We start from the raw sequence: 13,264 nt of genomic DNA, 5'->3' as shown, positions 1-13,264 counted from the left end.
CGTGCCCGGCGCGCCGGGCACGCGCCGGGGTGTCGCCGCCGGCGGCCGGGCGACCGCTCAGACCAGCAGCTTCTGGTAGAGGTCCTGCACCTCCGGCGAGGGCTGTACGCCGAGTTCGGCGTCGAGGATGCGCCACAGCCGCTGGTAGGCCTGCAGGGCCTCGGCCCGGCGTCCGCAGTGGTGCAGGGTGCCGATGAGCTGGGCGTGGAAGCCCTCGTTGAGCGGGTTCTCCGACACCAGCGTGCGCAGCTCGGGCACCAGCTCGCGGTGCCGGCCGAGGCGCTGCTGGGCCTCGATGCGGATGCCGACCGCGTTGAGGCGCAGCTCCTGCAGGTAGGTGACGTGCGCGTCGAGGACCTTGCCGATGGGCATGCCCGCGAACGCCGGGCCGCGGGAGAGCCGGAGCGCCTCGGTGATGCGGGTGGCCGCCGATTCGACGTCCCCGCTGCCGAGGAATCCGCTGCCCTGTGCGACCAGGCATTCGAACTGGGAGGCGTCCAGGGCACTGTCGTCGACCGCGATGAGATATCCGGACGGCCGGGTGACCAATATCCTTTCGGTGTTGTGCAGCCGCAGGGCCGTCGCCAGTGTTTTTCGGGCGTGGTAGACGTACGTCTGGAGTGTGGTGAGAGCGCTCCGCGGAACACGCTCTCCCCACAATTCCGCGATCAGCGTGTCGACGCTGACGGTCTCGTTGTTCCTGGCCAGCAGGAGAGAAAGCATCTGCCCGACCTTTGACCTCCCCACGATCAATGACTGGGCTTCATGAGATATCTCCACCTGTCCGAATACCTTGAACTGCACAGCGGCCCCCCGCTTCCATGCTGTCTGGTTTCAGCGACGACTTCGACCGTCCGCCGGAGCCTAACCCCGCCGGTCGGTTTTCCGGCTCAAGAATCAGTAATTTCCCAGCCCCCCGCACACGTTGAGGGCCTGTGCGGTGACCGCGCCGGCGCCGGCAGCGACCAAGTACCGCACCATCGCGGCCACTTCGGACGGCTCCACATAGCGGCCGATCGGCACCCGCCCGGTGATGCGCTGATGCGCCTCCGCCTCGTCCACGCCCCAGACCCCGGCGTAGTGTTCCCGCACCCGTTCCGCCATGGGTGTTTCCACGAATCCGGGGCAGACCGCGTTGACGGTGATCGGCGTCCTGGCGAGCTCCAGCCCCAGCGCCTTGGTGAATCCCACGACCCCGTGCTTCGATGCCGAGTAGGGGGCCGCGTGCACGACGCCTTGTTTACCGCCGGTGGATGCGATGTTGATGATGCGTCCGTAGGCCGCCTCAGTCATTCCACCAAGGGTGAGTACGCGTTTGGTGACGAGAAATACGCTGTTGAGATTGGTGTTGATGACGTCGTACCAGAGGTCGTCGGCTACCTCCGCCGTAGCGCCGCCACCTGGCCGTCCGGCGTTGTTGACCAGGATCTCCACGGGACCGTAGCGGTCCACACAGGCGCGTACCAGCCGGTCGGCCTCGGCGGCCGAGGTCACGTCGCAGGCGGTGCCGTCGACGTCGAATCCGTGCTGCTGGAGCTCCTTGACGGTGGCGGCCACGGCTTCCGGTCGGCGTGAGCAGAGGAAGACCCGGGCTCCGTCCTCGGCGAGAGTCCGGGCGATCTCCAGTCCTATGCCGCTGGTCGCCCCGGTCACCAGTGCCACGCGGTGCTGTGCGCTCATGGTTGTCCCGTCCCTTCCGCGATGTCCGTAAATGATTCGTCGGCACCAGAGAGACCACACGGCGCTCGAAGCTCCCTCGCAGGGCTCTGGAAGGTCGCTCGAAGACCGGTCGAAAGGCCGTCGAAAGGGGAGCGAGACACGGCACGGCACGGCGACGCGGGCCTCCACCGCGCAGTTGAGCGCCCTTCGAGCGGGGTGGGCGATCGTGGCGCGGCGATCGCATCGTGCGGCGCGAGAGGGGAGATCCATGACCGAGCCGGCAGACGAGACGGTGGGCGACCCGTATCCGAACAAGTGCTATCTGCCGTTCATCCTGTACCCGCCGGGCATGCACCGGACCTCCGGCGGCCGGGAATGGCTGGAGTCGCATATCGATATGCGGCAGCAGGGTGGCGACTTCGTGCTGTACATCGGCATCCCGTTCTGCCGTACGCGCTGCAAGTCCTGCCCGTACTTCGCGAGCCTGCTGTCCGAGAAGGACCCCAACGGCCGCGAGGAGCGCTATATCGAGGCCCTGATCACCGACCTCAGGCGGTGGGGCGCCTATCCGAAGTTCGCGACCGGTCTGATCCGCAACATCTTCATCGGCGGCGGCACCGGCAGCATTCTGCGCACCGGGAATCTTCGGCGGCTGGTCGACACCGTCTTCGAGACGTTCCAGGTCGCGGACGACTGCGAGTTCACGCTGGAGGGCAACGCCCGCGACTTCGACGAGGAGAAGATCGACTACGTCGCGGGTTCGGCGATCAACCGGCTCAGCCTGGGCGTCCAGTCCTTCCAGCCGGAACTGCTCGGGGTGATCGGCTCTCCGCACGCCGCGGAGGACAGCGCCCGGGTCATCAAGGAGTTCCAGGCGCGGGGCTTCCGCAACATCCAGCTCGACCTGATGTACAACATGCCGGGGCACACCCTCGACATCTGGCGGCGTGACCTGCAGACGCTGTCCAGCCTGGACGTCCCGCACTTCACGATCTACCTCTACCGGATCCACCAGGACACCATCCAGGCGAAGCTGATCACCAAGGGCAAGGTCGACCGGCCGGCGGACCCCGAGGGCCCGATGGTGAAGGCGATGTACCGGGAGGCCATCGGAATAGCCGAGGAAATGGGCTACTCGATGTACATGGTCGACCATTTCTGCAAGCCGGGCTACGAGAACATGTACAACCACTGGAACTGGAAGGTGTACATCGACACCCTGGCCGTCGGCCCCGGTTCCTACAGCTACTTCGACGGATACCGGCTGGGCACCGAGACGGACGTCGAGAAGTACGTCGAGACCGTCGAGAGCGGCGACTTCCTCATCAGCACGGTCACCGACGAACTCTCCCCGCGCGTCCAGCGCGAGCGGTACGTGGTCTTCGCCCTGCTGTACTATGAGATCGAGTACGCCTTCTACCGGAGCAAGTTCGGCAGCGACTTCCGCGAGGACTTCGCCGACGAACTGGGGCGGCTGGAGCGCAAGGGGCTCATCGAACTCACCGAGGACCGGATGCGGTTGACGCGGCTGGGCCTGATCTGGCACACCAACGTCATCCTCGAATTCTTCAATCCGGAGTTCTGGAACGACTCGCGGTCGCTGACCGAACCGAACTGGTCGCTCAACGGCGTGATGGTCGAGGTCGGCGCGCACTCCCGCGAGTACTGGCTCGGCGAGAAGGACGTGACCTTCTTCCCGCCGCCCGGCGACGCGGCGGCCGTGACGGCGGCTTCCGGCACCCGGCAGGAGGCGGACGGCCGTGGCTGAGACCCAGCGGTTCGTCGCGCAGGCGACCGTCACCGTCAATGCGCTGGTGCACGACATCTGGGCGGTGTGGGTGGACGTCAACGCCTGGAAGACCTGGGACGACGGTATCGACAGCACCCAGCTGCACGGCAACTTCAAGGCCGGCAACAGCTACACCCTCACCCCGCAGGGCGGGCAGCCGCTCACGGTCACCCTCACCTCCGTCACCCAGGGCGAGGAGTTCAGCGACGAGGCGGTGCTGCCGTTCGGGACGCTCGTCACCCACCACCGCATGGAGCCGCTCGGCTCCCGGATCAAGGTGACCCACGAGCTGGTGGCGGATATCGCCGACGAGACCGTGCCGGCCTTCGCGCGGGACGTCTGGCCGCATCTGCAGAGCGGGCTGGCGCAGTCGCTGGTCAACCTCGCCGACCTCGTCGGCAGCGACTGAGGGCCGGGCGGCGATGGGGGTCAACGACGTCCGCTCCGGCACCCGGCCCGCGGTCAAGCTGGTCGACCTGTTGCTGGGGCCGGGCCCTGCGTCCGGCACCGGGGCCGGCGGGGCGTTCCGGCTGACCGAGCCGGGTCGCACCTACACCCGGCAGCAGCTCGCCGACACCGCCGGGCGCTGCGCCCGGCAGCTGCGCCGGCACGGTCTGGCCCGCGGCGACCGGGTGCTGGCCCTGCTCGACCACGACGCGCGCGGTATCGCCTTCCTCGCCGCGGCCGGGGCGCTGGGCCTGCGGGTGCTGATGCCCTACAACCTGCGGGCCGCGGCGCTGCCGGAGTGGCGCACCATCGTCGCCGACGCCCGCCCCGACGCCGTCGTCCACCTTCAGCGCGACGACGGCGGTGCCGATCGGCTCGCCGGGATACGCGCCCTGGGCGGGCTCGGGCCGCGGGTGCTCGTCCTCCCCGAGGAGACCGCGCATGCGCGGCCCGGTGAGGCCGCCACTCCCCTGCCGCCCGGTCCGCCGGAGCCGGTCGAGAACTTCCTGACGCTCTTCACGAGCGGTTCGACCGGTTCGCCCAAGGCCGTCAGTGTCTCCGAGGCGCTGGTGTGCCGGCGGGTGCGCAGCGTGACCCGCATGCTGCGGTTCGGGCCCGGCTCCCGGGTGTTCCTGTCCGGGCTGCTCAACAACACGACCGGGGTGATCTTCTCCTTCGGGGCGCTGCTGCACGACGCCGCGCTGATCGTGCCGCAGAGCCGGGACCCCGCGCGCTGGGCGGCGGAGGTCGCCGCGCACCGGGCCACGCACATCATGCTGCGGCCGTTGGCGTTGCGCCGCTTCCTCGACGGCGCCGAGGCCGGCCCGGCCGATCTGTCCGGGCTGCGGGTGGTCGCCTACGGCGCGGCCGCCATGCCCCGCACCCTGCTCGAACGCGGCCGGCGGGCCATGCCGTGCGCGTGGGTGCAGGGCTACGGCCTGAGCGAGACGTACGGGCCGTTCTGCTGGCTGGACGAGGCCGCGCACCGCGCGGGGCGCCAGCTGCGCGGCGCGTACAACGTGGGGCGGCCGGACGACACCCTGGAGGTACGGCTGGACCCGCTGCCGGGCCATCCGCCGGAGGTGGGCGAGGTCCTGGTGCGCGGCGGGGCCGTCATGGAGGGGTACCTCGATGTGGCCTCCGGTGCCGTCGAGCCGCCGGGCCGGTGGCTGCGCACCGGCGACGTGGGCGCCTGGAGCCCGGACGGCGATCTGCTGCTCAAGGGGCGGCTGAACGGCTCGGTGATGAGCGCGAACGGCCACCGCGTCTACCCGGAAGAGGTCGAGGCGGTACTCGCCGGGCTGCCCGGGGTGCGGGAGGTGGCGCTGGTGGCGCTGGCCGGCGCCGAGACGCTGTCCGAGCGTCCGGTGGCCTGCGTGTCGGGCCCCTTGGGAGCCCGCCCGGCCACGGAGGTCCGGGCGGCGGTGAAGGCCGCGCTGAGCGGGGTGCTCAGCCGGGAGAAGTGGCCGGACCTGGTGTACGCGAGCGACGCCCCGTTCCCCAAGAGCGGCAACGACAAGGTGCTCCGCGCCGAGGTCGCCCGGCGGATCGACCGCGGCGCGCTGATCGATCTGTGACCCGCCGCCGCGCGGCCCGCCCGGCCGTGCGGCACACCACCGTCGAAGAGCAGGAGTTGTGTGCCATGCGCTACCACCTGTCCCACTCCGTCGTCTGTGCCGCTCCGCCGGGGCGGGTGTACGACGTGATCCGCCGTTCGGCCGACTGGCCGCGGATCTTCGCACCGTGCCAGGCGGTCACCGTGCTCGAACAGGAGCCGGACCGCGAACTGATCGAGATCCGCGCCCTGGTGGGCGGCGCGCCGATGACCTGGCGCTCGCGGCGCCGGTTCCTGCCGGAGGTGTGCGGCGTCCGGGCCGAGGTGGTGCGGCCGATGAAGCTGGTCGCCGCGATGACCACCGAGTGGCGGGTGGTCGCGGTCAACGCCCAGCAGAGCCTGCTGTTGCTGGAGCACGCCTACGACCTGTGCGAGGACGTCGCCGGGCAGGTCGAGGGCGTCACCACCCGGGAGCAGGCGGAGCACTTCATCGAGTCCGCGATCGACGCCAACTCCGCGACGGAGCTGGGCAATATCAAGGCCGCGGTCGAGCGGCCCGCGCCGCCCGCCGACGAACGCGACTGCCACGCACGGCACTCCGTCGTCGTCGGCGCGCCGGCCGACACGGTGTACGGGCTGATCCGGGACACCACCCACTGGCCGCGGATCTTCGACGCCTGCCTGGGCGCGGCCTCCGTCGGCTCGGACGCCACCGGCGAGCTGGTGCGCATCGAGGCGGCGCAGGACGGGCGGACCGTGGCCTGGGAGACCCGGCGCCGGTACTACGACGCGATCCGCCGGATCGACTACCACCTGCCGGTGCCGATGCCGTTCGTGGCGTCGATGCGCGGTGAGTGGCGGGTGGTGCCGCTGGGGACGGCGCGCTGTCTGCTGACCGTGGACCGGCACTGGCGGATGCTCGACGACGTCCGGGGCGTCCGCGACGGGGTGACGACCGTGGCGGAGGCCGCCGCGTTGGTCCGCGGCTTCGTCGAGACCAATGCGGCCGCCGAGATGACGGCGCTGCGCGCCTACGCCGAGGACGGCATCGACACCCTCACCGAGATCACCACCCGCATTTCGCTTCCGCACCCCCCGGACGCGGTGTACACCCTGCTCGCCGATGTGGCCGGCTGGCCGAAGCTGCTGCCGCACTGCGAGGGGCTGGAGTTGCGCCACGACGACGGGCGCCATCAGGAGTTCGTGCTGGAGGTGCGGACCGCCGCGGGGGCCGAGGCGTTCCGCAGTGTGCGGCACTGCGACGCCGAGCGGCTGTCGATCGTCTACTTCCAGCCGGAGCCGCCGCCGCTGCTGCTGCGCCACGAGGGCAGCTGGCAGGTGCGGGCCGCCGACGACGGCGGCAGCGAGGTGGTGTCCCGGCACACCGCCGTGCTCGACGCGGTGGCCTGCGAGAAGGCGTTCGGCACGGCCGAGCTGCGGGAGCACAAGCGGCGGGTGCGCGACATGCTGGACGGCAACAGCCGGCGGACCGTGGAGGCGTGCGCGCAGGCGCTGGAGCACCGCCCGCGGCCCGCCAACGGCGCCGCCCCCGCGCCGGTCGGGCACGGTGGCTAGCGCACCGCCGGCCGTCCGGCCGGCCCGGCTTCCCGAGCCGCTCTTCCGCGCCTGCGGCTACTTCCTGCCGCGGCTGCTGTTCCTGCGCTCGCGCTACGCCCCGCAGGTCGGCTGGGGCGATATCGCGGTGGCCCTGGACGGGTTCCCCTGCGACGACCTCGATCTGGCGTCGGCCGCGTTCTGGGACGAGTGGCGGCGGCGCTGGACCTCGCTCGGCGACCGCTACGCACGGCTGTCCGGCGGCTCGTCGACGGCCGCGGGCCGGGCGCGGGCCGCCCGCGCCGCCGCCGGCTGCTACCACTGGGCGGAGTTCATGTACTTCGACGACGCCCCGCGCAAGTACCGGCTGCGCGGGCAGGTCCGCGAGTTCTTCCGCGCCGGCCTGGAGGGCGCGGACCTGGACTTCGAGGAGGGCGAGCTGCCCGCGGGAGAGGTCGGCCCGGAGCCGGTCCCGTACTGGCTGGTGCTGCCGCCCGCGCACCGGCGGCCGGCCGGCCGGCTGCCGTGCGTGGTGCTGTCGAACGGGCTGGACTCGATGACCGAGGTGGAGGTGCTGGCGCTGGCGGAGACCTATCTGGACCGGGGCATGGCGGCGCTGCTGTTCGACGGTCCCGGCCAGGGCCTCCAGGTCGGCCGCACACCGCTGCGGATCGACATGGAGGACGTGGTCGCGGCGCTGGTGGAGCGGCTGCGCGCGGATCACCGGATCGCGGCGGACCGGCTGGCCTTCTTCGGCGTCAGCTTCGGCGGGTACTTCGCGCTGCGGGTGGCGCGTTCGCTCGGCGACGCGTTCGCGTGTGTGGTCAACGCCTCCGGGGGGCCGCGCGTCGCGCCGTACGACGAACTGCCGCGCCGTCTGAAGGACGACTTCCGCTTCGCGTTCATGGGTGGCGGAGCCGCCGACATGCGCGTTCGCCTCGCGGCACTCGCCCTCGACGTCGGCGGCCCGATCGGCACGGAGGTGCTGAGCATCCACGGTGCGCTGGACGACATCTTCCCGCTCTCCGCGTTGGAGGAGCTCGACCGTGCATGGGGGCCTCGCCATCGGCTGCTGACGCATCCCGGCGAGGCGCATGTGTGTCTGAACATGATCGATACCTGGAGCCTGGAGGCCGCCGACTGGGTCGCCGACCGGCTGTTGGCCCCGGGCGGGCCGGCGTGACGGGGAGCGGCGGGTGCCGTCCGGTCGACAGCCCACCACCGCAACGTAAGGAGATGCCATGGCTCTGACGATCCCGACCGGACTGGTCGCCCTCGTGACGGGCGGTGCCGGCGGTATCGGCACCGCCGTCTGCCAGCGGCTGGCCGCCGACGGCCACCATGTCGTGGTGGGCGCCTTCACCGGGGACGCCGCGGCGAAGCAACTGGTCGCCACGATCGAGCAGTCGGGGGGCACCGCCGAGGCGGTGCACCTCGATGTGACCGACGCCGGGCAGGTGTCCGCGGTCTTCGCCGGTGTCCTGGCGCGCCACGGCCGGCTCGACGTCGTGGTCAACAACGCCGGGACGACCGCGCCCCGGCCGCTCGCGGAGACCGAGGAGGAGCACTACGAGCGGGTCTTCGACGTCAATGTGCGCGGGGCGCTGAACGTCCTGCGGGAGGCGAGCCGTCATCTGACGGAGTGGGGGCGGATCGTCGGCATCTCCTCCACGCTCGTGCACGCGCCGATCGCCGGGGCCGGCCTGTACGCCGCGAGCAAGGCCGCGCTGGAGCTGCTGAGCACGGTCGCCGCGAAGGAGCTGGGCGCCCGTGGCATCACCGTCAACTCCCTGCGGGTCGGGCCGACCGTGCCCGGCATGTTCAGCCGGGCGCCCGCCGAGCGGCAGGCGGCGATGGCCGAGGCGTCGCCGTTCAAGCGGCTGGGGCAGCCGCAGGACGTGGCCGATGTGATCGCGTTCCTGGTGAGCGACGCCGGCCGGTGGATCACCGGCCAGGTCATCACCGTGGACGGCGGCGCGACGCCGTAGCCGGGCCACCGCACCGACGACACCACGGGGGAACGGAGAGCAGGGTGCTGGTACGCATCACCAAGGGCGAACCGACAGCGGAGGAGTTGGCCGCGCTGACCGCGGCGTTGGTCGGCGCGTTGGTGCGGCGGCCGCCGCCCCGGCGCGTCCGGCCCGCTCCGGACGGCGAGCGCTACGCCGGGTGGCAGCGCCTGGAGCGGCTGCCCCGCCATGCCGCGCCGGGCAGTTGGCGGCGCGGCCACTGACCGACTACGGCCAGGGCGCCCGCGGCCGACCGCCGCGGGCGCCCTGCGTGTGTCCGCCTCACGCCGCGCAGCCGGGCAGCTTCCCGCCGTTGTAGGCGACCATCTCGCCGAAGACCGGTGGCACGTCCAGCGCCGCCCCCGGCGTGGCGCCCGGTGTCAGTTCGGCGTACGCCCGGTGCAGATTGCCCACCAGCCGCTCCGGGTCCAGCCACCGCCCGAACTCTCCGGGGCCCGCCTCCCGGGCCGCCCGCAGCGGGCTCCAGCCCTCCGCGGTGCCGGTCGCGGCGATGTCCTGGACGCGCCGCAGATAGGCGGCGTTCTCCTCGAACACCTCCGGGCCCGCCACGGGGCCGTGACCGCATACGACGGTCCGGGCGCCGAGGCCGCGCAGCCGCTCGATCGCCGCGAGGGAGCCGGACACCGAGCCCATCAGCGCGAACGGGGTGCAGCCGGACAGCACCACATCGCCGGCGAACAGCACCCTCGGCTCGGGCAGCCACACCACGATGTCGTTGGTGGTGTGCGCCGGGCCGATGTGGAAGACCTCCATGTGCTGTTCGCCGACCCGCAGGGCGATGCGGTCGGCGAAGGTGAGGGTGGGCCGGGCGACGCGGACGTCCCCCCACTCCACGTCGGGCCACAGCGCGGTCAGGGCCAGGCCCGTCTCGTCGAGTTCGGCGACCGCCCGCTCGTGGGCGATCACCTCGGCCGCGGCACCGAAGACATGGTTGTTGAAGGTGTGGTCGCCGTGGTGGTGGGTGTTCACCACCGTGCGCCGCGGGCCGATGCCCAGCGCGTCCACCGACGCCCGCAGCCGCTCGGCCCGCCGCTGGGTGGCGAGGGTGTCCACGACCAGGGCGCCGTCCCCTCCCGCGACGACACCCGCGTTGCTGACACACCAGCCGCCGGGCGGCTGGACGTAGGCATAGACGTCGTCGGCCACCTCGGTCAGGCTCGCCGACTCGGTGGGGTTCTCCATCCGGCCGCTCCCCCGTCCTCAACGCGCCTGTGCGGCGGCGCCGTTGACCAGGTCCAGCACGGCGCGCGGGGTGCGCAGCTCGAAGAGGTCCTCGTCGGCGATGCGCACCCCGAACTCCTGGGTGATCAGCGCCGCGGTCTCCAGCAGGGCCAGCGAGTCATAGCCGAGCGCCTCGAACTCGGTGTCCTCGATGTCGCCCGCGAGGACGCCGTGCTCGGGTTCGCCGGCCGCCTCGGTCAGCATCCGGCGCAGATCGTCGAGGGTCATGGGGGTCGTTGCCATGGTCAGCTCCTTGGTGTGTGGATGGTGCGGGCGAGGTGGCTCGCCGTGCCCGGTGGCTCGGGCCGTGCGGGGTCAGCGGGGGGCGTCGCGGACGACGACGGCGGCGTTGAAGCCCCATCGGCCGCGGGCCAGGACCAGCGCGCAACCGACCCGCGCGGCCCGCGGCCGCCCCCGCACGAGGTCGATGCGGTACTCCTCCGGGACCGTGCCGCCGGGCGTGGGCGGGATGACGCCGTCCCGTATGGACATCAGCGCGGCGGCCACGTCGACCGGTCCGGCCCCCGAGAGCAGCCGTCCGGTGAGGGCCTTGGGCACGGTGACCGGCACACCGTGCGGGCCGAAGAGGTCCGCGAGGGCGTCGGCCTCCGCGCGGTCGAGCTCGGTCACCCCGGCGCCGTCGGCGAACACCACATCCACCTCGCGGGGCGCCACCCCCGCCTGCGCGAGGGCGAGTCGGGCGGCCCGGCCGAGCCCGGACGGCGGTGCGGAGCCGGGCGGGGTGGGGGCCCGGTCGAGGGCGGGCGGCGGGTCGAAGGTCGCCGCGTAGCCGGCGATCTCCCCGTAGATCTGCTGCGCGCCGCGCCGGTGTGCCGCGTCGGCGTCCTCCAGCACCAGCAGTGCGCCGCCCTCACCGGGCACATGGCCCAAGGCCCCGCGGTCGAAGGGCAGATAGGCGGCGGCCGGGTCGGTCGACGGGCTCACCCGGCCGCCGGCGATCTGGGACGCCCAGCCCCACGGGTCCAGTGCGGAGTCCACCCCGCCGGTGACGACCAGCGGGGTGCCGTCCACGATCGTCCGGCGCGCCTGGCCGATCGCGTCCAGCCCGCCGGCCTGTTCGGTCACCAGCGCGCTGCTCGGCCCGCGCAGCGCGTTGCGGATGGAGATCTGGCCGGTGTTGACCGCGTAGAACCAGGCGAAGGACTCGTACACGCTGACCGCTTCCGGCCCTTGTGACCACAGCTTGCGGAACTCGCGGTGGGTGAAGGCGAATCCGCCGCACGCGTTGGCGGTCACCACTCCCATCTCGTAGTCGGCGTACGCGCCGGGCTCCACCTTGGCGTCCTGTAGCGCCCGGTCCCCGGCGACCAGGGCCAGTTGGGTGGACAGGTCCGTCTGCGGCAGCAGCCGACCGGGCAGATGCCGCGCCGGGTCGAAGCCGGTGACCTCGCCGGCGAGCCGTGCCGGGTAGCGCGAGGCGTCGAAGCGCGTGAGCGGGCCGATTCCGCTGCGTCCCTCCAGCGTGGCCTCCCAGAACTCCTCCAGGCCCGACCCGTTGGGCGTCAGCAGACCGATTCCGGTGACGACGGTCCGGACGCCGTCGACCGGCCGCGGCCCGGCGGGTGTCTGCGGCTGTGTCATGCCCGCGCTCCTTCCGGGCGGCGCAGCACCATCGCGCTCTGGAAACCGCCGAACCCGCTGCCCACCGTCAGCACGGTGTCCACGCGGCATTCGCGGGCGGTGCGCGGTACGTAGTCGAGGTCGCACTCGGGGTCGGGCGTGTGCAGATTCGCCGTCGGCGGCACCACACCGTTCTCGATGGCCAGCGCGCACGCGGCGATCTCGATGGAGCCGATCGCGCCCAGGGAGTGCCCGACCATCGACTTGATGGAGCTGACCGGTGTCCGGTAGGCGTGCTCGCCGAGGCTGCGCTTGTAGGCGGCGGTCTCGTGCCGGTCGTTCTGCTTGGTGCCGGAGCCGTGCGCGTTGATGTAGTCGACGTCCGACGGGTTCACTCGGGCCTCCGCGAGCGCGACCCGTATCGCCTCGGCCATCTCCCGCCCGTCGGACTTCAGCCCGGTCATGTGGTACGCGTTGCACCGGTTGGCGAAGCCGGAGATCTCCGCGTAGATGTGCGCGCCGCGGTGGCGGGCGTGGCCGTACTCCTCCAGGACGAACATCGCGGCGCCCTCGGCGAGGACGAAGCCGTTGCGGGTTTTGTCGAACGGCCGTGAGGCGTGCTCGGGGTCGTCGTTGCGGGGGCTGGTGGCCTTGATCGCGTCGAAGCAGGCGACCACGATCGGGGTGATCGGGGTGTCCGCGGCGCCGGCGAGCATGACATCGACGCTGCCCTCGCGGATCAGGCGGCAGGCATGGCCCACCGAGTCCAGGCCCGAGGTGCAGCCGTTGGAGACCAGCGCCACGGGGCCCTGTGCGGCCACCGTCCACGCCACTTCGGCGGGCATCACGCTCGGCACGAGGTAGTCCGCCATGTGCGGTGACATCCGGGTGTGGTCCACCAACCAGTCGCGGCCGGCCCCGGACACCGCGAGGTACTGCTGCTCCAGGCTGGTGGCGGCGGCGACCGCGCTGCCGAGGCTGACGCCGGTGCGGGTGGGGTCCAGCGCCGCGAAGTCCAGGCCGCTGTGCGCCACCGCCTCCCGTGCGCACACCACGGCGAACTGCGAGGCGCGGTCCATCCGTTCGGTCTCGGCGGGGGTCAGGCCCTCGGCGGCGGCGTCGAAGTCCGCTTCGGCGGCCACCTGCGAGCGGTACGGGGACGGGTCGAAGAAGGAGATCCGGCGAGTGGCGGTACGTCCGGAGGTCAGCAGCTCCCAGAACGGCGCGGTGCCGCAGCCGCCCGAGGTGCGTACCCCGATGCCCGTCATGACGACGCGGCGGCTCATGCCGGACCGCCGATCACCGGTGATTGTTGACCGCAGACCATCGCGAACTCCTCTTCCCCCTGGCGGTGTCGATGCGGTACAGCGTGCTCAGCGGGGCTTGAGCGCCGCTTGGCGGCCGATCACCGCCATTGGCCGCGCGCTT

The 13,264-nt window shown here is 72.1% G+C and carries 13 protein-coding genes; 7 read left to right on the top strand and 6 right to left on the bottom strand.

Annotated features, from left to right (window positions below; all coding sequences use genetic code 11):
• Positions 1–57: 57 nt before the first annotated feature.
• On the bottom strand, positions 58–723 hold the full coding sequence (locus WAB15_RS37975; RefSeq protein ID WP_399148495.1) for a BTAD domain-containing putative transcriptional regulator: 666 nt from the start codon (positions 721–723) through the stop codon (positions 58–60).
• A gap of 174 nt (positions 724–897) precedes the next feature.
• Positions 898–1,680 carry an SDR family NAD(P)-dependent oxidoreductase gene (locus WAB15_RS37970; protein ID WP_399148494.1) on the bottom strand — a complete coding sequence of 261 codons (783 nt, stop codon included), beginning with the start codon at positions 1,678–1,680 and terminating at the stop codon, positions 898–900.
• A 247-nt stretch (positions 1,681–1,927) separates the two neighbouring features.
• On the opposite strand from WAB15_RS37970, the gene WAB15_RS37965 reads away from it, so the two are divergent.
• From WAB15_RS37965 to WAB15_RS37935, 7 genes are read left to right on the top strand one after another with little or no spacing between them, the layout of a single operon-like run.
• Positions 1,928–3,427 carry a coproporphyrinogen-III oxidase family protein gene (locus WAB15_RS37965; protein ID WP_407289103.1) on the top strand — a complete coding sequence of 500 codons (1,500 nt, stop codon included), beginning with the start codon at positions 1,928–1,930 and terminating at the stop codon, positions 3,425–3,427.
• Complete coding sequence (locus WAB15_RS37960; protein ID WP_399148492.1) at positions 3,420–3,857, top strand: SRPBCC family protein; 438 nt, start codon at positions 3,420–3,422, stop codon at positions 3,855–3,857. The genes WAB15_RS37965 and WAB15_RS37960 overlap by 8 nt, the downstream gene beginning before the upstream one ends.
• 13 nt (positions 3,858–3,870) lie before the next feature.
• Complete coding sequence (locus tag WAB15_RS37955; protein WP_407289102.1) at positions 3,871–5,472, top strand: class I adenylate-forming enzyme family protein; 1,602 nt, start codon at positions 3,871–3,873, stop codon at positions 5,470–5,472.
• The gene (locus WAB15_RS37950; protein WP_407289101.1) at positions 5,469–7,025 is read left to right on the top strand and encodes an SRPBCC family protein; all 1,557 of its coding nucleotides are present in this window, start codon (positions 5,469–5,471) and stop codon (positions 7,023–7,025) included. Before WAB15_RS37955 ends, WAB15_RS37950 begins: the two co-directional genes overlap by 4 nt.
• The gene (locus WAB15_RS37945; RefSeq protein ID WP_399148489.1) at positions 7,018–8,187 is read left to right on the top strand and encodes an alpha/beta hydrolase family protein; all 1,170 of its coding nucleotides are present in this window, start codon (positions 7,018–7,020) and stop codon (positions 8,185–8,187) included. The genes WAB15_RS37950 and WAB15_RS37945 overlap by 8 nt, the downstream gene beginning before the upstream one ends.
• A 58-nt stretch (positions 8,188–8,245) precedes the next feature.
• Complete coding sequence (locus WAB15_RS37940) at positions 8,246–8,992, top strand: SDR family NAD(P)-dependent oxidoreductase (RefSeq protein WP_399148488.1); 747 nt, start codon at positions 8,246–8,248, stop codon at positions 8,990–8,992.
• 44 nt (positions 8,993–9,036) lie between these two features.
• The gene (locus WAB15_RS37935; RefSeq protein WP_399148487.1) at positions 9,037–9,237 is read left to right on the top strand and encodes an acyl-CoA carboxylase epsilon subunit; all 201 of its coding nucleotides are present in this window, start codon (positions 9,037–9,039) and stop codon (positions 9,235–9,237) included.
• A 58-nt stretch (positions 9,238–9,295) separates the two neighbouring features.
• Here WAB15_RS37935 and WAB15_RS37930 read toward each other — a convergent pair whose 3' ends face one another.
• The 4 genes from WAB15_RS37930 to WAB15_RS37915 all read right to left on the bottom strand — a co-directional run bounded on the left by WAB15_RS37930 (position 9,296) and on the right by WAB15_RS37915 (position 13,122).
• On the bottom strand, positions 9,296–10,216 hold the full coding sequence (locus tag WAB15_RS37930; RefSeq protein WP_399148486.1) for an MBL fold metallo-hydrolase: 921 nt from the start codon (positions 10,214–10,216) through the stop codon (positions 9,296–9,298).
• Between the two features lie 18 nt (positions 10,217–10,234).
• Entirely contained in the window at positions 10,235–10,498 is a 264-nt protein-coding gene (locus tag WAB15_RS37925) for an acyl carrier protein (protein ID WP_399148485.1), read from the bottom strand.
• A 72-nt stretch (positions 10,499–10,570) separates the two neighbouring features.
• Positions 10,571–11,857: a ketosynthase chain-length factor gene (locus tag WAB15_RS37920; RefSeq protein WP_399148484.1), complete on the bottom strand. Its 1,287-nt coding sequence runs from the start codon at positions 11,855–11,857 to the stop codon at positions 10,571–10,573.
• A complete protein-coding gene (locus tag WAB15_RS37915) occupies positions 11,854–13,122 on the bottom strand; it encodes a beta-ketoacyl-[acyl-carrier-protein] synthase family protein (protein WP_407289100.1) in 1,269 nt (422 codons plus the stop codon). The genes WAB15_RS37920 and WAB15_RS37915 overlap by 4 nt, the downstream gene beginning before the upstream one ends.
• Between the last annotated feature and the right edge of the window lie 142 nt (positions 13,123–13,264).

This window comes from Streptomyces sirii (assembly GCF_045690365.1).
GTDB lineage: Bacteria > Actinomycetota > Actinomycetes > Streptomycetales > Streptomycetaceae > Streptomyces > Streptomyces sirii.
Note: the sequence above shows the minus strand (reverse complement) of the source record. Positions and strands in the feature narration are given on the sequence as shown.

Coding starts and splice junctions, on each gene's coding strand:
- WAB15_RS37970 (WP_399148494.1), bottom strand. CDS start 1,680: ATGAGCGCACAGCACCGCGTGGCACTGGTGACCGGGGCGACCAGCGGC.
- WAB15_RS37915 (WP_407289100.1), bottom strand. CDS start 13,122: ATGAGCCGCCGCGTCGTCATGACGGGCATCGGGGTACGCACCTCGGGC.
- WAB15_RS37975 (WP_399148495.1), bottom strand. CDS start 723: ATGCTTTCTCTCCTGCTGGCCAGGAACAACGAGACCGTCAGCGTCGAC.
- WAB15_RS37920 (WP_399148484.1), bottom strand. CDS start 11,857: ATGACACAGCCGCAGACACCCGCCGGGCCGCGGCCGGTCGACGGCGTC.
- WAB15_RS37965 (WP_407289103.1), top strand. CDS start 1,928: ATGACCGAGCCGGCAGACGAGACGGTGGGCGACCCGTATCCGAACAAG.
- WAB15_RS37955 (WP_407289102.1), top strand. CDS start 3,871: ATGGGGGTCAACGACGTCCGCTCCGGCACCCGGCCCGCGGTCAAGCTG.
- WAB15_RS37925 (WP_399148485.1), bottom strand. CDS start 10,498: ATGGCAACGACCCCCATGACCCTCGACGATCTGCGCCGGATGCTGACC.
- WAB15_RS37930 (WP_399148486.1), bottom strand. CDS start 10,216: ATGGAGAACCCCACCGAGTCGGCGAGCCTGACCGAGGTGGCCGACGAC.
- WAB15_RS37940 (WP_399148488.1), top strand. CDS start 8,246: ATGGCTCTGACGATCCCGACCGGACTGGTCGCCCTCGTGACGGGCGGT.